19 protein-coding genes and 1 tRNA gene are annotated in these 21,028 nt (G+C 40.5%); 12 read left to right on the top strand and 8 right to left on the bottom strand.

Translation table 11 applies throughout. The features are described 5' to 3' along the window. Window positions 1–8: 8 nt before the first annotated feature. On the bottom strand, window positions 9–404 hold the full coding sequence (locus FHW89_RS16645) for a VOC family protein (protein ID WP_172336194.1): 396 nt from the start codon (window positions 402–404) through the stop codon (window positions 9–11). A gap of 719 nt (window positions 405–1,123) precedes the next feature. On the opposite strand from FHW89_RS16645, the gene glgB reads away from it, so the two are divergent. The 3 genes from glgB to FHW89_RS16630 all read left to right on the top strand — a co-directional run bounded on the left by glgB (window position 1,124) and on the right by FHW89_RS16630 (window position 6,147). Next, window positions 1,124–3,274 carry a 1,4-alpha-glucan branching protein GlgB gene (gene glgB / locus FHW89_RS16640; RefSeq protein WP_172336193.1) on the top strand — a complete coding sequence of 717 codons (2,151 nt, stop codon included), beginning with the start codon at window positions 1,124–1,126 and terminating at the stop codon, window positions 3,272–3,274. 81 nt (window positions 3,275–3,355) lie between these two features. Further along, complete coding sequence (locus FHW89_RS16635; RefSeq protein ID WP_172336192.1) at window positions 3,356–3,547, top strand: hypothetical protein; 192 nt, start codon at window positions 3,356–3,358, stop codon at window positions 3,545–3,547. A 182-nt stretch (window positions 3,548–3,729) separates the two neighbouring features. Further along, entirely contained in the window at window positions 3,730–6,147 is a 2,418-nt protein-coding gene (locus FHW89_RS16630; RefSeq protein ID WP_172336191.1) for an ABC transporter permease, read from the top strand. A gap of 344 nt (window positions 6,148–6,491) precedes the next feature. Here the strand turns inward: FHW89_RS16630 and gap are convergent, their stop codons facing one another. Genes gap through pfkA form a run of 3 tightly spaced genes read right to left on the bottom strand, consistent with a single transcriptional unit; the run spans window position 6,492 to window position 9,333 of the window. Continuing rightward, window positions 6,492–7,487 (bottom strand): type I glyceraldehyde-3-phosphate dehydrogenase, encoded by a 996-nt coding sequence (gene gap, locus FHW89_RS16625; protein ID WP_172336190.1) that lies wholly within the window; start codon window positions 7,485–7,487, stop codon window positions 6,492–6,494. A 7-nt stretch (window positions 7,488–7,494) separates the two neighbouring features. Then, the gene (locus FHW89_RS16620) at window positions 7,495–8,343 is read right to left on the bottom strand and encodes a hypothetical protein (RefSeq protein ID WP_172336189.1); all 849 of its coding nucleotides are present in this window, start codon (window positions 8,341–8,343) and stop codon (window positions 7,495–7,497) included. A 3-nt stretch (window positions 8,344–8,346) separates the two neighbouring features. Beyond that, window positions 8,347–9,333, bottom strand: a complete 987-nt coding sequence (pfkA, locus tag FHW89_RS16615; protein WP_172336188.1) for a 6-phosphofructokinase — start codon at window positions 9,331–9,333, stop codon at window positions 8,347–8,349. Window positions 9,334–9,463: 130 nt separating this feature from the next. Between pfkA and FHW89_RS16610 the strand changes: the two genes are divergently transcribed. Continuing rightward, the gene (locus FHW89_RS16610; protein ID WP_076374039.1) at window positions 9,464–10,156 is read left to right on the top strand and encodes an NUDIX domain-containing protein; all 693 of its coding nucleotides are present in this window, start codon (window positions 9,464–9,466) and stop codon (window positions 10,154–10,156) included. Window positions 10,157–10,292: 136 nt separating this feature from the next. Here the strand turns inward: FHW89_RS16610 and FHW89_RS16605 are convergent, their stop codons facing one another. Beyond that, window positions 10,293–11,153, bottom strand: coding sequence for an N-acetylglucosamine kinase (locus tag FHW89_RS16605; RefSeq protein ID WP_172336187.1), 861 nt, complete (start codon window positions 11,151–11,153; stop codon window positions 10,293–10,295). 321 nt (window positions 11,154–11,474) lie between these two features. Further along, a complete protein-coding gene (locus FHW89_RS16600) occupies window positions 11,475–12,335 on the bottom strand; it encodes a Nif3-like dinuclear metal center hexameric protein (RefSeq protein ID WP_216650598.1) in 861 nt (286 codons plus the stop codon). A 343-nt stretch (window positions 12,336–12,678) separates the two neighbouring features. Here FHW89_RS16600 and FHW89_RS16595 point away from each other — a divergent pair, with 343 nt between their 5' ends. Together FHW89_RS16595 and FHW89_RS16590 are read left to right on the top strand one after the other, a co-directional pair. After that, window positions 12,679–13,551 (top strand): hypothetical protein, encoded by an 873-nt coding sequence (locus FHW89_RS16595; RefSeq protein ID WP_172336186.1) that lies wholly within the window; start codon window positions 12,679–12,681, stop codon window positions 13,549–13,551. A gap of 133 nt (window positions 13,552–13,684) precedes the next feature. Further along, window positions 13,685–13,758: transfer RNA gene (locus tag FHW89_RS16590), tRNA-Arg, on the top strand. A 179-nt stretch (window positions 13,759–13,937) separates the two neighbouring features. Here FHW89_RS16590 and FHW89_RS16585 read toward each other — a convergent pair. Beyond that, window positions 13,938–14,168, bottom strand: coding sequence for a hypothetical protein (locus FHW89_RS16585; RefSeq protein WP_172336185.1), 231 nt, complete (start codon window positions 14,166–14,168; stop codon window positions 13,938–13,940). A gap of 405 nt (window positions 14,169–14,573) precedes the next feature. Between FHW89_RS16585 and FHW89_RS16580 the strand changes: the two genes are divergently transcribed. Then, on the top strand, window positions 14,574–14,927 hold the full coding sequence (locus tag FHW89_RS16580) for a hypothetical protein (RefSeq protein WP_172336184.1): 354 nt from the start codon (window positions 14,574–14,576) through the stop codon (window positions 14,925–14,927). A 13-nt stretch (window positions 14,928–14,940) separates the two neighbouring features. On the opposite strand, the gene FHW89_RS16575 is transcribed toward FHW89_RS16580, so the two are convergent. Beyond that, on the bottom strand, window positions 14,941–16,443 hold the full coding sequence (locus FHW89_RS16575) for a hypothetical protein (protein ID WP_172336183.1): 1,503 nt from the start codon (window positions 16,441–16,443) through the stop codon (window positions 14,941–14,943). 132 nt (window positions 16,444–16,575) lie between these two features. Between FHW89_RS16575 and yiaA the strand changes: the two genes are divergently transcribed. From yiaA to FHW89_RS16550, 5 genes are all read left to right on the top strand, one after another. Beyond that, window positions 16,576–17,043, top strand: a complete 468-nt coding sequence (gene yiaA, locus FHW89_RS16570) for an inner membrane protein YiaA (RefSeq protein WP_172336182.1) — start codon at window positions 16,576–16,578, stop codon at window positions 17,041–17,043. Window positions 17,044–17,245: 202 nt separating this feature from the next. Beyond that, on the top strand, window positions 17,246–17,533 hold the full coding sequence (locus tag FHW89_RS16565; RefSeq protein WP_172336181.1) for a hypothetical protein: 288 nt from the start codon (window positions 17,246–17,248) through the stop codon (window positions 17,531–17,533). Window positions 17,534–17,590: 57 nt separating this feature from the next. After that, window positions 17,591–19,102: a glycoside hydrolase family 32 protein gene (locus FHW89_RS16560; RefSeq protein WP_172336180.1), complete on the top strand. Its 1,512-nt coding sequence runs from the start codon at window positions 17,591–17,593 to the stop codon at window positions 19,100–19,102. Between the two features lie 332 nt (window positions 19,103–19,434). Next, window positions 19,435–20,145 (top strand): LytTR family DNA-binding domain-containing protein, encoded by a 711-nt coding sequence (locus tag FHW89_RS16555; RefSeq protein WP_172336179.1) that lies wholly within the window; start codon window positions 19,435–19,437, stop codon window positions 20,143–20,145. 238 nt (window positions 20,146–20,383) lie between these two features. Then, window positions 20,384–21,028, top strand: a 645-nt coding sequence (locus FHW89_RS16550) for an MraY family glycosyltransferase (protein ID WP_172336178.1), incomplete at its 3' end; no start/stop codon positions are given.

Genomic DNA, 21,028 nt, shown 5'->3' with positions numbered 1-21,028 from the left:
TCCAGGATTTAACTGAATCGCTCAACAGCTTCAGCAGAAACAGGTGTAAAAAAGTTAACCAAATTTCCTTCCGGATCGCGAAATAATAAGGAGCGATTACCCCAGGGCATTGTTGTGGGTTCTTGAATAACGTCGTTCAGGAAATCTTTAATTTTAGCATATTGATCATCAACATCTGCCACGCGAAATTCTATGATCACGCTTTTGTTATTGGCGGCCTCAGCAAAATCGTTCCCGAATAAGCTTAATGTCCGGGTACTGGCAATAGCTAAATTGCTACCGTCGGTAGTTATTTCTGCAAAGTCGTCTGTATACCATTTGGCGGTCAAACCAGTAGTTTTTTCATAAAACGGTACCAAATTTTTTATTCCGTTGGTGATAATTCTTAATGATGATAATTTCATACTGTTATTATTTGATGGTTATTTACAGGCAAACGTAAGTGTGCCTGATGACAACAGTATGTCAGGAGTATTTGCCCAAATCCTCGCCAATGTGGTGTTGTTACCAATATTTTTCTACTGCTTGGTCGATGATAATAGTTGTTGGTGACAACACCAACAACGGCGCGAGGGTTAATTTAAAAATAGTTCATTCAGCTTATGGTCAATGTTGTTACCGCACCATACCCGGCACTATCCGAATGTCTCCGACTTCAGACTAAAAACTTCCAACTCCCAGCTATTTTCCTTATCTTTATATCAGTGCCAGCCCGGGTTTTCTCCAAAAGAAAACCCGGGCTGTTTTGTTAAGGACAAAACAGGGTCAAAAATCGCGTGTTTTGAATATAGTTATTTGATAGTCAGAAAATTAATACTTTTTAAAGTTTTTAAAACCGCTCAAAACCGGGTTGAAATTTGTTAAAAAGTGTTAAAATGGAGTTTTTTCGAGTGTTTTTCGTCGGTTTTTACCCCGGTTTTGAGCAGAAAAATGTTAAAATTCAAGGCTTAAAAAGTTTTTCCGATAACCAAAGGTTAAAGACCGGGATTGTAAAAGCAGTGATCAAAGTATAATCTTTTAAATCAAATCAAAATCTTACAAATCCTGTTATATTTGATAGCATATAAACCAAACATTCCCGTACATTGGGTTATTCTAACATACCATAACAGGTTATTATATCATGGCCAAACAAACAAAGAAAACCGAAACCCCGTTACCGGAAGCTAAACCTGTAAAAGAGAAAAAAGCCGTAAAAGCGGCAGATAAAAAAGTGGCGACTCCTGCAGAAAAACCAGCGACAGCTAAAAAAGCTGCCGCGAAACCAAAACCTGCCGTGGCAGCAACACTTGTAGCAAAAGTAAAGCCGGCCGCGCCTAAAACCCATGTGATACTCAATGCTGTTGAACCCTACAGCCGTTTTACCGACTTTGATATCAGTTTGTTTAAGTCGGGTAAGCATTATAAACTGTACGAGAAATTTGGCTCACATGTGCTGGAATATAATGGAGTTATCGGGACCTATTTTTCTGTTTGGGCGCCAAACGCGCAGTATGTATCGGTTATAGCCAATTTTAACGGATGGAACCGCGGCTCACATAGCTTAAATGCCCGCTGGGATTCATCGGGTATCTGGGAAGGTTTTATCCCTAATGTGGGTGTGGGCGAAACCTATAAATATTATATCAAATCATCAACCGGCGAGGATCTGGAAAAGGCCGATCCCTTTGCACTGCGTTGGGAAGTACCGCCAAGTACGGCTTCTATTGTTGCCGACACTTATTATGAATGGAAAGATGCTGAGTGGATGGCTAACCGCCAGGAACACAATGGACTGGATAGGCCATACAGCGTATATGAGGTGCATCCGGGTTCATGGGCACGCAGCCTGGAGAGTCCGGACGAGTTTTTAACCTATACCCAACTGGCCGATAAGCTGGTGCCCTACGTCAAAGAAATGGGCTTTACGCATGTAGAGCTGATGCCAATCATGGAATCGCCGTTTTACCCAAGCTGGGGCTACCAGATTAGTGGATATTTCGCAGCCGCGTCGCGTTTTGGTGATCCTAAGGGATTAATGTACTTGGTTGAAGAATTTCACAAGGCTGGTATAGGGGTAATACTGGATTGGGTACCTTCGCATTTCCCAGGCGACGCACATGCCCTGTACAAGTTTGATGGTACGCACCTATATGAGCACGCCGATAACCGCAAGGGCTTCCACCCGGATTGGAAATCGTACATATTTAACTATGGCCGTAACGAGGTAAGGGCTTTCCTGATCAGCAATGCGCTGTTCTGGTTGGACAGGTACCATGCCGATGGTTTACGTGTAGACGCGGTAGCCTCCATGCTGTATCTGGACTATTCCCGTAAACACGGCGAATGGGAGCCCAATATTTACGGAGGCAACGAAAACCTGGAAGCTATTTCTTTCCTGAAAGAATTTAATGAGGCAGTTTACAGTCACTTCCCATCGGTACAAACTATTGCCGAGGAATCTACCTCGTTTACAGGGGTTAGTCGCCCGGTTTATTTGGGTGGATTAGGCTTCGGAATGAAGTGGATGATGGGCTGGATGCACGATACTATTGGCTACTTTAAGGAGGATCCCATCAATCGTAAGTACCATCATAACGAAATTACTTTTAGTACGATATACGCCTTCACCGAAAACTTTATGCTGCCTTTTTCGCATGATGAGGTGGTATATGGCAAAGGTTCTATGCTGCGCAAAATGCCCGGCGATGAGTGGCAGCAATTTGCCAACCTGCGTTTAATGTATAGCTATATGTTTACGCATCCAGGTACCAAGCTGCTGTTTATGGGAGCCGAATTTGGCCAGGGCGACGAATGGAACTTTGCGCAGTCGTTACAATGGCATGTGCTGGAGTATGCCAACCACCAGGGTATGAGCGAAACAGTAAAAGCGCTGAATCATTTATATCGCGATGAGCCGGCCCTGTATCAGAAATCATTTGACTTTAGCGGCTTTGAATGGGTAGACGGCGGCAATGCTAACGATTCGGTATTGGTTTACCGGCGTATGGGCCACCATGAAAAAGACGACCTGATGATCATCCTGAATATGACCCCGGTACCTCGTCATAATTACCGTATAGGTGTACCCGCAGCTGGCAAATGGAAAGAAATATTTAACTCGGATGCCAAAAAATTCTGGGGCAGCGGCTTAACCAATGCACCGGAAGTAACCGCCGAAGCAGTAAGCTGGCATGGCAAGGATAATTCCATTGTGATAACCCTTCCGCCATTGGGCGCTACTATATTTAAAATAGCGAAAGACGCGCCGGCCAAATACGAGTTGAAACGCTGAAGAGTTTAAAAAATCAATTAACAATGTAACCATTAACCGGTAATACCCGTTTAGTTGGGTTACATTGTTAATTGTATACCTATGAACCCGAAATTCCGTTACCTGTACATCGCTATCGGCGGTTTGCTGCTTATATCGTTAATTGTGCAGGTAATCATCACCTATCCGGAGTTTAATCCTAAAAATGTCTTGCTCAATGCAGTGCCGTCGCTGTTGTTTTTTTACCTGGCTTATAAAACCTATCACGAGAAGAAGGACAGCGAATTGATGTAAGTGTTCTTTAAATCGCTGATATTTAGTGATATGTGGTCTTGGCCCCTCTGTTCAATACTGAACAATAATTGTAACGAATCCGAACAGTTACTAAAGTTGAATTTATTTTAAATATCTGAAATTCAATAGTTTAAAATAGAGGTATACTTTTAGCGGTAACTGTGGCCTAAACTTAATTGATTATGCTGAAAAATTACTTGCTTGTAGCTTTTAGAAATCTCTCTAAAAACAAGGCCTTCTCATTCATCAACATTGTTGGTTTGGCTATAGGTATGGCAGCATGTCTTTTAATTTTGCAATACGTTAGTTTCGAATTAAGTTTTGATAATTTCCACGCCAAAAAAGATCGCATTTACCGCATCAATCAGGATAGGTATAACAATGGCAAACTAAGTACCCAGTGGGCAGGCGGGGCATTTGCACCTGGCAGTGCTTTTAAGGCTGCTTTACCAGAGATAGAGGACTTTGTAAAGATAGTAGGCGCCGGACAGGTACTGGCCAATTACAAAGACCAGAAAATGGTGATCAAGAACGATTACTTCGCCGGTGCATCCTTTTTTAATATTTTCTCGTTTCCGCTCATCAGCGGCGATCCCAAAACCGCACTAAAGGAGCCAAATACAGTGGTGATATCTGAAGAGGTAGCCCAAACACTTTTTCACAATATTGACCCGGTTGGGCAGTCATTGATCATCAATAGCAATAGACACTTGAAAATTACCGGTGTGATGAAAAACCTGCCGGTTAATTCCCACATGAAATTTGATTTTTTACAATCATACGCCACCCTTTTAAAAGATAATCCACCCAATAAGGATTACAACCTGGATAATGCCTGGTTAAGTGATGGTTGTACAACGTATTTGCTCCTTAGGCCGGGTGTTGATCCTAAGATACTGGAAAGTAAATTTATACCCGTAGTAAAAAAGGTTTACGATGCATATAAAAGTGCAGGCGAGGGTGGGGTATATACACTGCAATCTGTACAAAGCATTCATTTATATTCTAACCGGATGCTGGAGTTTCAACCCAATGGCGATGGTAAGTCCGTTTACTTATTGTTGGGTATAGCTATTTTTGTGATCATCATCGCCTGGATCAATTACATTAACCTGGCAACTGCACGCGGTATAGGCAGAGCTAAGGAGGTGGGGGTTCGTAAAACATTAGGTTCAGCCAAAGCACAATTGATCACCCAGTTTATGCTGGAGGCCATGCTGCTTAACGGATTAGCGATATTACTCGCCGTTGTGCTAATTCTAATTTGCCTGCCTGGTTTTTCACATGTATCAGGTTTACAAATGGGCTTTGATATGTTTACCCGACCTATTTTCTGGGGATCTATGTTGAGCATATTTGTCCTGGGATCATTTTTTAGCGGATTTTACCCGGCCATTGTGTTATCATCATTCCGGCCTGTTGAGGTGATGAAGGGCAAAATACTGGCATCGCCAAAAGGAGTAGTATTGCGCAAAGCAATGGTGGTATTTCAGTTTGCAGCTTCCATATTCCTGCTTATTGGTTCGCTAACGGTATTCAGGCAGTTAAAGTTTATGCAAAACCAAAAGCTTGGGGTTAAAATCGATCAAACACTGGTTATTAAACCACCACTTATTAAAGTGGATTCCTTTTACCGGGATATGAGTGCTTTTAAACAGGAAAGCTTAACACAATCTGCCATAAAAAACGTAACTGTATCAACTTCGATTCCTGGTGAACCGGTACCATGGAATGCTGGCGGTATCAAATTAACCACAGCCGACCAAAGCCAGGGTAAGCAATACCGTATCATTGGCAGCGACTATGATTACCTGGCAGCCTATGATCTAAAGCTTATAGCAGGGCGCAAATTCTCCAGAAGTTTTGGAGACGAGCCACATAGCGTAGTATTTAATAAAAAAGCGGTAGAGCAGCTTGGCTTTAACAAGCCCGAAGAAGCATTGGGAAAACGTATTGATTTTTGGGGACAGGTATATACGATTGTTGGCGTGGTTGATAATTTTCACCAACAATCATTGCGGGATGCCTATGATGCCATTATTTTTCGTTGTATTCCTGATGTAAGGGGCTATGTATCGGTAAAAATAAGCACAAGTAACTTGCCTAAAACTATTGCAGATCTCAAAAAAACGTGGTCATCTTTTTTTCCTGGCGATCAGTTTGATTATTTTTTCCTGGATCAGCATTTTAATGATCAATACCAAACCGATCAGCGTTTTGGGCAGGTATTTGGCGTATTTACAGGCATCGCCATATTTGTAGCCTGTTTAGGCTTGTTTGGATTAGTATCTTATACCATTGTGCAACGTACCAAAGAGATCGGAATCCGCAAGGTTCTGGGAGCTACAGTGAACAACATTTTAACATTGTTATACAAGGATTTCGCGGCGTTGGTGGTCATCTCTTTTGTGGTATCGGCTCCTTTGGCCTGGTATACTATCAACAAATGGCTGCAAACCTATGCGTTTAGAGTTGATATTGGTCCTTTCCTATTCCTTGTTCCGTTTTTGATTGTTATGGTGATCGCGTTTGCTACTGTGTCCTGTCTGAGTATAAAAGCCGCTTTAACAAACCCGGTTAAGAGTTTAAAAACGGAGTAGCCATTTAATCTCTTATCAGCGATGATGGCGTGACACCCCTGGTAGGGGTTTGGGGAAGCAAGGATTTTGGGAGCAAAGAGTAAGGATTTTAGGAGTAAGGATAAAAAATGAGAGGTCATGCTGAATTTGTTTCAGCATCCCATAGGAAAGTTGACCTATGTTGTTGTACACCTTGCATGACTAAAAAGGAGGGCTGTCAGTCTGAGCTTGTCGAAGACTCGCGTATAAAGGCCTGCCCAACATGCTTCGACAGGCTCAGCATGACAGCCTTTTGACCCTAAAACAACAAAGCCCGCGGTAAACCGCAGGCTTTGTGATATAAATTAAAATTGATTGATCAAAAATTAGATCTTGCCGATTTCCTGTACTAGGTCGATCAATTTGTTTGAATAACCCCATTCGTTATCGTACCATGATACAACTTTAACAAAGTTGTCATTCAGGCCGATACCTGCTTTTGCATCAAAAATGGATGTACGTGCATCTCCTTTAAAGTCTTCAGATACAACTTCGTCTTCAGTGTAACCTAAAATACCTTTTAATTCGCCTTCAGAAGCAGCTTTCATAGCAGCTTTGATAGTCTCATATGAAGCACCTTTTTTCAGACGTACAGTTAAGTCAACTACAGAAACGTCGGCCACAGGAACGCGGAATGACATGCCGGTTAATTTACCTTTTAACTGAGGTAAAACTAAACCAACCGCTTTAGCAGCACCTGTTGATGAAGGGATGATGTTTTGGTAAGCACCACGGCCACCTCTCCAGTCTTTTGCAGACGGGCCATCAACTGTTTTTTGAGTTGCAGTAACAGCATGTACAGTAGTCATCAAACCTTCTTCAATACCAAAGTTATCATCCAATACTTTAGCGATAGGAGCTAAACAGTTGGTAGTACATGAAGCGTTTGATACGATAGTTTGATCGGCTTTCAGTTCTTTATGGTTAACACCCATCACAAAAGTAGGGGTGTCATCTTTAGCTGGCGCGCTCATTACTACTTTTTTAGCACCGGCATCGATATGTTTTTGAGCAGTTTCTTGAGTTAAGAATAAGCCTGTTGATTCGATAACCACCTCGGCACCTACTTCATTCCATTTAAGGTTAGCAGGATCTTTTTCGGCAGTAACGCGGATAGTTTTACCGTTTACAACCAAATGTCCGCCTTCAACAGCAATAGTGCCTTTGAATTGACCGTGAGTTGAGTCGTATTTCAGCATGTAAGCCATGTAATCAGGCTCAACAAGGTCATTAATACCAACAACTTCAATGTCGGGTCTTTCAATTGCGGCTCTGAATGCCAGGCGTCCAATACGGCCGAAACCGTTAATTCCTATTTTCATGATTTTTTTAATTTTTATTAGAATAGTAGGTTAATAAATTATTTATAGGTTCTTTAATGATATTTGCTATTTGAAGGTTTGCTTCAGATGCGGCCTCATGTAAATACTCCTGAAAGTTGGCAGCTACCGTGCCTGCAAAATGTATAGAGGCACCGGGATGTTGCTTTGATAAAGGTAGTAAATATGTTGAAATTAGCTTGCTAAAACCTTTTTTTATGACGTTTTGTAGATAGTGGTCGTTGTGGTTATCCTGGTAAAATTCGGTGAATGAGCTTAAAAATAAAGCGGGTTGTTTTTGCCTGTAAACCTTCTCCAGCAAAGTTTTTCTGTCCACATCATATTTGCTTACAAACTTTTTCTTGATGTTTGGCGGCAAGGTTTCATTCATATAGCCTTTGAGTAACTGCCGCCCCAGCCAGTTGCCGGATCCTTCATCGGCCAGGATATAACCCAGGCCGTAATTGTTGTCCAACACTTTTTTACCATCGTACCAGGCCGCGTTTGAGCCGCTGCCGCAAATACTGATAATGCCGGGCGAGTTTTTACAACAGGCAATAGCCGCTGCTGTAATATCGTGCTCAACTACTACCTTGCCAAATTTAAAAAAGGCTGATAGCGCGTTGTGCACAATTTGCCGGCGTTCATCGGATGAGGCTCCAGCGCCAAAAAAATAGATACGTTTTATTTCTTCGGCGTGGTGTATCAGGTTAATATTTTTGTTGAGTAGCTGCAGGATATATTTCTCGTCGTTAAAATAGGGGTTGATACCATTGGTTTTAAACGAAGCAACAGTTCGGCCTTTATCGGCAAGGCGCCAATGTGCAAAATACGATCCGCTATATACAACTGCAATCATTAATTATATCGATAATATATCTGCCATTTCCAAAAGATCAGCCTCCAGCTTAAATTCATGATGGTTAAGGGCTTCTTCCAAACTGGTAAGCAGAATATGGTTGGCCTGCAAACCTACCATTTTTTGTGTTTCGCCCGCAATTAACGCATTTACAGCGGCATAGCCAAGTCGGCTACCCAAAATACGATCAAAACTTGATGGGCTGCCACCTCTTTGCAAGTGGCCTAATATAGTTACTTTAATATCGTAATCTTTAACTTCTTTTTGAACAGCTTTGGCTACATCGTATACACCGCCGTTTTTGTCGCCCTCGGCCACAATAACAATGCTTGATGATTTTTTGTTGGATGAACCATCCTTCAAATTCTTGATCAGATCTTCAATCGCGGTTTGTTTTTCCGGAAGAAGAATAGCCTCGGCACCACAGGAGATACCTGCACGCAGGGCTATAGCGCCAGAATCGCGACCCATTACTTCAATAAAAAATAAACGATCGTGGGCATCGGCTGTATCACGTATCTTATCAATAGCTTCAATAACGGTGTTGGTAGCCGTATCAAACCCCAGAGTATAGGTGGAGCCGCACAGATCGTTATCAATGGTGCCCGGTACGCCCATAACGGCAATGTCCGGATACTTTTTTGAAAAACGCAGCGCGCCGGTAAATGTACCATCGCCGCCGATAACCACCAGGGCATCAATGCCGTGTTCTTTTAGGTGTTTATAGGCGGTGGCCATGCCTTCATCTTCTTTAAAAGGCAAACAACGGGCTGTTTTTAAAATAGTACCTCCCAAATTAAGTATGTTACTTACCGAGCGTCTGTCCATATGGTACATGTCGTTCTCGATAAGTCCTTTGTAACCTTGCCTAACACCAACAACCTCAAGGCCATTATATAGTGCTGTTCTAACAACCGCCCGTATACAGGGATTCATGCCGGGAGCATCACCTCCAGAGGTTAAAACCGCAATTTTTGAAATTTTCTGCATTTTTACATTACTTAGATTTGCGCTACGAAGATAGTGTGTGTAAATTACACCATTAAATTTTATTTGTTTTTTTTTGGATTCGCGATTAAGGTCATATATTTAACAATTAAACTTAAATCCCAGTACCGTTTTGGAAGTAATGCTACCCAAGTTTGATTCCGTATTCTCTATTGACTGCGTAATTTTTGGTTTTGAAGCCGGCGAACTTAAAATTTTGCTCATTGAACGTAACGAAGAGCCCTATAAAGATGAACTCGCGTTGCCTGGTTATATTGTGGAACAAGATGAAAGTATTGACGATGCTGCCGAGCGTATCTTATATGAGCTAACCGGTTTGCGCGATCTGCACATGCAGCAATTCCACACCTTTGGCGAAGTGAACAGGCACCCTCAAGGGCGCGTTATCACTGTGGCTTACTATGCGCTGATTCGTATAAATGGTCAAAAAGAACTACGCCCGGTTACCCAGTATGCCAAAAAAGCTTTCTGGCACCCAGTCAATGAATTGCCCAAACTTGCGTTTGACCATAGTGAGATATTTAATACCGGATTTAACAAGATTCGCAGAAGGTTACATTATCAGCCGATAGCGTTTGAATTGCTGCCAGAAAAGTTTACATTGACCCAATTGCAATCGCTTTATGAGGCTGTTCTGAGCAAAAAACTGGATAAACGTAATTTCAGAAAGAAAATGCTGAGCTACGGGTTCTTGAAGGAGCTTGACGAAAAGCAAAAAGGTGTATCCTACCGTGCCGCCAAATTATACAAATTCGATAAACGTAAATACGGCAAAATATTCCAGGGCGAAATGAATATTGGATAAGTAGGAGAGAGAATCAAGAAATTAGAGTCAAGAATCAAGAGAGAAGGCGAAAACTTTAAATAAAAAACGAAAGGCCCGGAGATTAATTTCCGGGCCTTTTTTATCTTGATTATTGACTCTTACATCTTGCCTTTTTTTACAAAGAGCTTGGAGCCAGTTCCAGGTGGTATTTTACCAGGTTATCTATAGGCGAGCGGATTATGCTTCCTACAACCATGCCGTTTTCGGTAGCTACTTCTTCCAAAACGTTCCTGAAGTTGTAACCAACTGAGCCGATACAGTTAAAAGTATATTTTTGATAATCTGGGTAATGTGTTACCAGGTTACGGAAAAAGTCTTCAAATGAGGTACGTACCAGGTTACGTGAGTATTCGATGTGTACGTTGTTATCATAAACAAACTTGCTGAAGCTCGCGCAAAAACGATTTGCACGTGGCTGTGTATAAACCTGCTCGTTTATATCATCGGGTGTAAGCTTAAAGGTTTCCCAAAACAGGTTGCGTACCGGCTCTGGCATGTAACCACGCAGGTAATCAACCAATAATTTTTTGCCGATATAGCAACCACTACCTTCATCGCCCAAAATATAAGCGCCTGAGTCAATGTTGTTGATCACATCTTTACCATCATAGATACAGGTATTGGTACCGGTACCTAAAATGGCTGCAAAGCCTTCATTGTTACCCAACAGGGCGCGGGCCGCGGCAAGCAGGTCATGACCAATGTTCACCCTTGCTTTAGTGAATACAACCTTCATGGCTTCTTCAACAATTTTACGCATCTCGGGTGTTGAACAGCCGGCACCGTAATAATTTACTTCGGTTATTTCATCCTTCTCGAGGTCGGTTGGCAAACTTTCATTTAAAGATTGTATGATATATTCCGTACTTGAGAAATAAGGGTTATAACCCTCAGTGTTAAAATACACTTTTTTACCTTCTTCGGTAACCAGACACCAATTTGTTTTAGTTGAGCCACCGTCAGCAATTATGATCATAAATTAAGTTTTATTAAAAAAAATTGGGTTAAAAGTATGATTAACTTATTGTAAAAAAAACACTTTCCATTTTAAAAAACAAAAATTGCGATTTTCAAGTCAATAATGCTTTGTTTTTGCATAAATTATCACTCAAAAATACCTTAAATACCAATGTTGATACATGTTTTATCAAAAAACTTCTAATTATAACAAGTGTATGATTAACATGTAATTAAGGCGCCGGTAATTAAAATACTTAATTTGCAATTGTACGTAATGTTAAATTATTTAGCAACAAATAATGTCTACTCCTACTTAATTATCTGTTGCGTTTTACAACTACAAAAATGACAATGAATTGTTGGATGGTATATGGGTTATTTTAATGCCCGGGAGCTTTTCTTTTAGCCAGGTTGCCATAAATTCAGATCCCGGCTCTTCACTGGCGATATGACCCAGCACAATGAGTGATAACTTTTCACCTTTTGCTTGGGCATCGCGCACATATTCTGCGGTTTCCCATTCCTGTATCTCGCCGCATATTAGTGCGTCGGGTTTTTCTTTGCTCATGGCTTGTATCTGCCTTGTGCCGCCAGACGCGCCGGGCATTAATAGTATTTTCTGACAGTTTTGTTTCGGATCGCCAATATATCTCACCTTATCGATAAATAATTTCTGTTTTAAATGCCCGATTAATGAGCTTAAGGTAGTTGCCGGAAGCATCATTACATTGGTGACAGCCGAATTATAATAACCCTCCCAACCAAGCTGTTTTAATAATCCCATCCGTACCCCATCCGGGTTAATATGGTGGATATAATCGTGATTACGCCATACGGCTATGTTATGTTGTTTAAGCAGATCGGCCTTATAACGGTAAACATCGTCATTGGCCAGCCAGGCGGTTTCGTCCTGATGATTATAAAAAGTAGGTTCATGAGCGATGATAAAGTTGGCTCCTAAAGCAATAGTCTTTCTTATCACTTCGATGGTAGCAAACATGGTAGTAACAATGCCGGTAACCTGAATATCGCGACTGCCTGCTTTCAAGGTATCAACGGTATTACTGATAGGGGCTCCCGGTACCTGGCAGATGAACATATCCATGATCTCCCCAACGGTGACGGGTGCTGATGGAGTAAAAAAGCTATCCGCCTTACTTATTACGGGTGATGCCATTAATGCAGCAACACTGGTCACTTTAGTAAAATTATAAATGAATCTACGCCTGGATTGGTCCTGATTTAAACAAAATCGGTGATCTGTTGTGCTCATGCTAGTGGATTATGGTACTGATCAAATATAAAAATAGCCAGAGGGTTTATGCGTAATATTTTGCCCGATATTTTTCCCCATAGTCCATTGTTTTACTCATGTTAAAGGTGGGGCCTATCTCTCTGTGGCGCCTATATCATTGCCTTACGGTTAAATTAACTTTTTTCTTTAGTTAACAGGCAAACGGCATTTCAATTGCTTACTTGGCAGCAAACTCACAATTATCTAATTACAGCATATAAAGAAAAAACTACACCTTCCCCTTATCATGAAACTAAAGTTAAAAAGCCTTCTTATTGTATTAGCGGGTATCGCGCTATTGTACACCGCCTGCAAAAAAGAAGTTAAATTAAACCCCAAGGCTGAACCACCAACACCGGTCTCTAAGATCGACACCATGAGTCTTGCTGCCAGCCAGATCATCAGAAATGTAACACAGACCCTGTCTGGCGCTTATGGAGGTATCGACATCAATAAGGGGTTGATCCTGCCTAATCTTACTACTATAGGGCAAAAAAGACCACGTGTATCGGGGCTTGATAGCCTATGTTCTTTTTTTCCGGATACTGTAGTGAATTATAAAACAGTTATTGGTGATACCATCACCTCACAAACCAGCGGATTATTCAAATTTTATTTTAGTTGCATAAGTGATACTATACGAATTCCGGATATGAAACCCTATACTGTTTTCAGATTATTAAACGGATACGTAGCCTATGATTCTTTAGCAACAAATGGTCAAACACCAAGTGGCTTGTTTGTTCATAATATAAAAGCCTTTTATCAGGCAAATGCTTTTGATTTTACCGCACCTCTGGCTGTTAATGGCAGCAGCAGTAAACTTATTTCTTTTAACGGAAGTGTTAAATCATTTGTTGATACCGCATCAAGTAAGAAAACATTAAATCCTTCATCTGTACATGCTTATTATACATTGAAGGATGTAAGTATTGATCTGTCAAAAAATAACGATATTACCAGAGGGACTATAACTTTTGCGGCCGTAGGCGAGATTAACAGTATCAAGTGGTACTATGAAGGCCTTATTACTTTTTTGGGTGATCATAAAGCAACTGTAACCATTAAAAATAAAACCTATAACATTGATTTGCTTACTGGTAAAGTAACCAAAGCTTAGTCACCAAAAATGATGTAGTGTTTTAAAAAAGAAAGCGATAAGCATGCCCCAGGTCTGAATTGCAAAGGAATTCAAAAAAATGATTGATATTTCCGTGTAATTTTGCATCTTTGCACCGCGAAAAAGTCGTGATGGTCCTATAGCTCAGCTGGATAGAGCAACAGATTTCTAATCTGTAGGTCTTTGGTTCGAATCCAAATGGGATCACTTCTTTAAATTAAAAGCCTTTGATCGAGAAGATTAAAGGCTTTTTGCTGGATAAATCTTCCTGATTTCGGACTTGAAAAGACTTTGGTTCGGGTTTAAATGTGAGTTCATTAGTTATTGCGGCGGTGATAACACCAACCACAGGCTAATCATTGTTTAAATGACTAAAGCATAAAGACCTATTTTTCACTTTCTAAAAATCTCCACTCCTTAAAAGGTACGTTCAATACCGATCTGTATTCCTGGTCATTAATCAGCTCCAGTACTTCATCCAGTAAGTGTTCCAGCTGCCAACAGCATTCGCTGTATTTATTTTCAGGAGCATAGCCATGCTGCTTCCATATTAACCGTTGTAGTGTAAGCCTATCATTTAAAAGGCCTATCAGTGTAGCCATTAATTGAATTGTCATTGCATTAGGCCTTTCCGCTCTATGTAGTATTGTAGAATGCTTAGTTTATATACGTGGCCCTCTGTAAGATGGCCTGTTTTAATTTTTTGTTGTGTAAATGCCGCACTAATTCTGGTATTGTGTAGTTTTTTGCTATAGTTATATTTTTTAAATAATTGCACTACCGTCTGGTTGCTCATATTTATATCATATCGCTTCTTATTTGTCGAAATAGTAGCATTTACGTACTCGAAAGGTATCTTTAATTTTAATTCACATAGGATTTTTTTTGCAGGCATAATACTAAGGTGTTATTGCATGTGTGGCTATAGTGTGGTTTTTATGTGGTAAATATGTGGTATTTATTTTGATAATAAAACACTTTTTGAAGAAAAAATGCAACACTCTGTGGAATACATTTGTTTCATGCCTCATAAGGGAGAAATATTAGAAAGAGCAGTTAGGAAAACTGCTATCAGCATATCTGAATTGGCCCGTAAAGTGGACTATGATAGAGGTACTATATACCGGCATTTTAAGGATGAGGATTTAGAGGATTCAATCATTTTAAAATATTCTAAAGCATTAAAAAATGATTTTAGGAAAGAGTTTCCACAACTCCCTTCCTATGGTAATCTACTACAGGAGCCATTAAATGAATACCGTGCTTTAACGTTATCTGAGGCATTACAAGAGGCTGATATGTGGAAAGAAAAGTATATAAGCCTACTGGAGCAGTATAATAATTTGCTTAAAAAAATGGTAGATGAGGATAAATAAACCCGAATGCATATTATTGCGAGTCATTGTTGTTCTGTAGGTGTGTCAGAGCAACTTTATAAGCCGTTTTTTTCTCCCAGCGTGCTATTAACCAAGTAATAAAGCTTAATGTAAAAATGTCGTTATTGCCCACCTCATCAAGCAGTCTAAAAACCGTCTTTCTAAAAACCTCGTCAAAAACTACATCGGGCTTTAGCAGGTACTTTTCAACTAGTTTCAGAAACAATAGGACACGGTCTTCCGAAGTTTTTAGCAGATATTTCTTGTATCGCCGCCGGAAGCTGTTTAGCCTGGACATGGCAAGCTCGGTGTTAGAGAATTGCGCATGGACTAAAATTTCCATCAAATTTTTTCTAATAGTCCATAACATGCCCATTTTCTTTTCGTACCAGGCATCAGTACGGGTTAATAAAGTCAACTGTTTCAAGCTCCTTTGGTCATTACACAAGGCCAAAAACATAACTATGCATATTCGTAAATCCTCTATATCTTCGGGTTTAGACCTATGCTTTGTATTGGAGAGTGATTCCTGCAATAGCGAGATTGCGTCTGTTGCAAAGCCTGTAAAGAACAGATTGAGTGCGGTGAGTAACTGATGACGTAAATAAAACAGCGTATAATAGCGATTATCAGTCGCCATTAAGTCCATCATTTCCTGAAGATAAGATGTACTTCCGGCGAAATTCTTTCGCCGCAGATGGAAGTTAGCTAAAAAGTATAAGATGGATATATGATAAAAAAGATACGATTGTTTTTTATGCACCTGACCCTGCATAAATTGATTGGTTCGGTTGATATAATGCTCTATCAATCCATAATTCTGTTGTATCGCTGCATATTCATTCGCGATGAAAAGGATTTGATAGATGGACTTATAGGTCATCAGGTCCTGCGCAGAAATTTTGTATTTCCGGATCGTTGTTAACATCAAAGTTGTCAAATTAACGATCTTGCCTTTCAGCTGTATTTCCTGCAGCTCCTGCCTTAAAAAGGCATAGGCCATATTGAGCTTAGCTTCACGTTGCATAAGCAACTGGTTCTGCATAAAGCGCGTGGTTAAAGCTTCGAGATCTTCAGTTCCCGGTAGATGGGCATACTGCAGCTTTAAAAGTAACAGCTCATTCAATAAATTGAACTGTTCCAAATCTTCAGCCAGCCGTTCAGCTTTATCCAAACACTTGAACGCTACCTTCACTACGTCATTTTCCAATAAAAAACGCCCCACTACCACCAGGCGCAACGCGTCGTGCGTATCAGAATGGCTGCTTTCAAAAGTTTTCTGCGATAAAAATAGCAGCAAATTGTCCTGCAGTCTTTTGCGCAGCGCATGGTAGGCATCATTATTTTTCTCCGAATTGTATAACTTGTTTAAACCAATGATATCGTCAGTTTCTATCAAATCAAGTAACTGTAAATTTTTTACATCAGTCCTTTTATTTTTTCTTTTCAAAAACTGTTTAAATAGCTTTTTATCGTTACTATTGAGCAGATTGATCAACTCTGAAAGTGAATCCATATACTTGTATTAATGCATGTAAAGGTATAATAATTGTAAAATTATATCGTCAGTAATTTTCGAATTATGATTTTTTAAGATCCGCTTTATGCCCCACATTTGCTTCCATATTAATCAATAAAACAAATAAATATGGAACCGCTACAAAACAAAACAGAAGAAAATTTATCCACCGGAAAATATGGTGAAAAAGTTAGAAGCCCGTTTAAACCAACCGGCGCATTTATAGGCGCCTCCTGGTTTGCCCTATTAACAGGAGTGGTGGGATATTGCATTGGCTTATGGAATGCAACTATGGAGCTGAATGAAAAAGGCTATTATTTCACCATTTTATTATTTGGTTTATTCGCAGTGATCTCCGTACAAAAAAGCGTAAGGGACAGGTCTGAAGGACTTGCCGTAACAGACCTTTACTATGGCCTGAGCTGGTTTGCCACTATCGCTGCAATGATTTTATTAACGATTGGCCTGTGGGATGCCGGTCTCGCCCGAAGTGAAAAGGGTTTTTACGCCATGTCATTCTGCTTAAGCATGTTTTCGGCCATTGCCGTACAAAAAAATACCCGCGACGCAAAGATGTTTGAGGGTAAAGAGCTGTAACGTAGCGGTTGCCACCCCCGCAGTGCCTTGCCTGGCAAGCCTGCGGGGTTTATTTAAGCGCGTTATTAATTGCGGCTATTATTTTACATTACCTATAACCTGGCCCTGGAATAATCTACCAGGGATCACAGAAGTCGTTTTACTTTGGTAAGGCGGCTTTTTTGTTTTCATACACAAGCTGATTTCTTTATTTTAGATCCCTATGAAAACTTTAAACGAATTTAAAGAATCATTAAATTCAGAACTGCCCATCGGCGGGCTCTCTATACAGTTGAAAAGCCTTTGGTATGATGGCAAAGGCGATTGGCATAAGGCACATGCCCAGGTTGACCAACTCAACGACCAGGCTTCAGCATGGGTTCATGCTTACCTGCACCGTAAAGAAGGGGATATTTGGAATGCCGATTACTGGTATGGCAAAGCAAAACAAATTCGCCCAAACCTGTCTTTAGAGGAGGAGTGGGAGCAGTTAGTATTAAGATTTCTTTGATTGAATAAATTGCACTTCACACGTTACCTGTTGAACAGGAATGTACAATTATAAACCATGAACAAAATCAAATTCTTAAGCCTGGCTCTGGTTGCTTTAACCGGAACTTTGTTTGCCCAGGAGAAGGTAGTGCCAACACCCCAATGGCGGCCCGTATATCATTTTACGCCGTCAACCAACTGGACAAATGATCCAAATGGATTGATATTCCTGAACGGGGAATTTAATTTGTATTATCAGCATAATCCCTTTGAAAATAAATGGGGGCACATGAGCTGGGGCCACGCTACCAGTAAGGATCTGATAAGCTGGAAGCACTTTCCGGTTGCCATTCCAGAGATAGTGACCAAAGATACTACCACTTGGATCTATTCGGGATCGGCGGTGCTGGATAAAAATAATACGAGTGGGTTCGGTAAAAACGGCAAGCCACCATTGGTTGCTATTTTTACGGCCGATCAGCCAAAACAGAAAAAAGAATCGCAATTTATTGCTTATAGTAACGATGGCGGCCTAAGTTACAAGCAATATGCAAAAAATCCGGTTATTGATTTGAACATGCGCGACTTTCGCGATCCTAATGTTTTCTGGTATGCGCCAACTAAACAATGGATAATGACCGTAGCGATGGTTGATGACCATATGGTGCGTTTTTATGGTTCAAAAAATTTAAGGGAATGGACTAAACTAAGTGATTTTGGGCCAGCGGGTTTTACAAAAAATGGATGGGAGTGCCCTTCACTATTACCATTGGTGGTTGATGATAACCCTGCTCATATCAAATGGGTGCTTTTGGTATCATCAGGGGGCGAACATGGCCCATTGATGCAATATTTTGTAGGCGATTTTGACGGGACAACTTTTAAAAGTGTTAATGATAACCATAAAGTGTTAACTGTAGACTATGGTGATGCCTTTTACGCTGCAATAGCCTGGCGGGATGCTCCACAGAATAAAAAAGTACTTTTAGGCTGGCTCCAGAATGGCAGACCGGAAACCTATCCCTGGAAAGGGCAAATGTCTATCCCCCGCGATCTTTCCTTAAAAACTACCAGCGAAGGATTGGTGTTGAATCAATCTCCATCGGTATTTGTGAACAGGTCTTTGTCAAAGTATACAAAGGGTCTTGCAATCGAAAAAAAGAACATCAGTATAAATAGCCCGGGCTTGGCGCTACACAATGGAGGAAACGCGTATTGGATAAATGCTGAATTTAATATTAAAAACAGTAAAAAGATAGGATTTAATATAGCGGAAAAGGCGGGTACCGATAAAAAGATATTGGTGGGCTATGATGCCGAAAAGCAGCAGCTTTTTATAAACTGCACGGGATCAGAAGAAAACAATAAATCGCCAGAAAATCTGATCCAAACCGCTCCAATGAAGGCGGTCAACGGAGTGGTGAGGATTAAGGTATTACTTGATCAATCGTCACTTGAAGTGTTTGGTAATGATGGAGAAAAGGTTATTTCGACCATGGTGTATCCGGATAAAGATGCTCAAAGTTTATCTCTGTTTTCGGATGGAGAGACGGTACTTAAATATTTAAAGGTTAGTTTTTTTAACTAATATCTCCCTTAAGTTAGTAGCCAATCATAATGGAATATTATGGAGGGCCTTAACCCGGTAATGATACATCGTTACCGGGTTTTGTTATAGTTTATAGCGTAATTTAGCCTATTCATAGGGCTTTTATCATCATCTGCCAGCTTATCATTTCCTTATTTTTTACGAAAATATTAGTTTATATATTGAATATTATTTAATCTGAAGTTAAGTATTTTTCATATATTCCCAGATGTTTTAGCCAACGACAAGAATGAGCATTGGGAATAAGGGGCGGAGGAATTGATTTTTTGTACAAGCTAACATCATAGCATTCATGACCAATAGACCTTGATATGATAAACTGTATTGTATTAGATGATGATCCGGCTGTCCTGTTTTCCTTAAAACTCTATGTTGAACAAACGCCCTTCCTGCATTTAGTTGCTGCTCACTCAAATCCTTTAGATGCACTGAAAACGTTGCAAACGGCTGATGTACAGCTAATCTTTATAGATATTTTTTTACCCGAGATCAATGGACTTGAATTGTCGCGGATGATCACCTCGTTTATTGATCCGGTACCGCTTATCGTGTTTGTAACCGCCTATGAGAATTACGCTATGGACGGTTACAAAGTAAATGCGCTGGATTATTTAATGAAACCTATTTTTTATGAGAGTTTTTTGGCGACTGCCTGCCGGGCTAAAGAGCGGTTGGAAAATAGAACACGGGTTTATAACGATAGAGACTACTTGTTTTTACGGGTAGAATATGAGTTGCAGAAAGTATATCTTAAAAATATTCTTTACCTGGAGAGCTTCAAAGATTATGTAAAGATATTTACCAACTATCAGGACACCTTTATCAAATCACTCACAACAATGAAAAGCCTGGCCGAGAAATTGCCGGCAGATTCCTTTGTTCGCATTCACCGCTCTTTCATAATATCTGTAGATAAAATTGATAGTATAACCAAAACGTCGGTCCGGATCAGGAATATGGTTATTATGGTGAGCGAACAATATAAGGCCGATTTTAGAAAGATCACGGGCCGGTGGTTTTAAAGACTACCATAAGCCGTTTGTTTTTAACGGCTGTATCTGCCTTTCTGTCGATGAAGAATCAGTGAGTGTCGAAAGTTAAAAACAAACCATCTGATGTGCTAATTTTAGTATTAGATATCAACCAGGATGCTACTTTCAGAGGAGGCGGTGTTGTTAAAATCGGGTCGGTATTTATCACTGAATGACGCAAAGTGCCACGAAGTAAATAGCCTATTACACGCTTTAACCCCAGGCCTATATGATGGAACTTTTACACTCTTATCACTTTCTATACAATGTGTTAATACTGCTTGTATCCACTCTTATAACCAGGTTAACCATCCCGTCCATATTACATGTGGCGCGGGCACGTCATTTATATGATGATGTGGGTCATTTTCGTAAACAACATGATCACGGCATACCACGGCTGGGAGGAGTGGCCATGTTTGTGAGCTTTATAATCACCATGCTATTGTTTAGTATTGTTGACAAGGCTCTGCCCATCAGTTACTTGCTGATAGCCTGCATCATTTTATTTGCCATGGGCTTAAAGGACGATCTTTCGGGCGTAAACTCCAGTACTAAATTCCTCATCCAGTTTATAGTGGCCGCTATCCTGGTTTTACCGGGCGATATCCGTGTTACCAGCATGTATGGCATATTCGGTATTTTTAGTTTGCCCTACGTGCCCAGCGCCATCTTTTCCATCCTATTGATTATGCTGATTGTGAATTCCTTTAACCTGATAGATGGAATAGATGGACTTGCGGCCACCACGGGACTGATCGTTAACGGAACGCTGGCCCTGATGTTCCTGTCGGTAAAGCAATATGAACTGGCAGCCATTTGCCTGGCCATGGTAGGCGCAGTAGCCGGGTTTTTACGGTATAATATTACCCCG

It is taken from the genome of Mucilaginibacter sp. SG564 (assembly GCF_013149275.1).
GTDB lineage: Bacteria > Bacteroidota > Bacteroidia > Sphingobacteriales > Sphingobacteriaceae > Mucilaginibacter.
The sequence above is the reverse complement of the archived record's forward strand: the minus strand, read 5'-3'. Positions and strand labels throughout refer to the sequence as shown.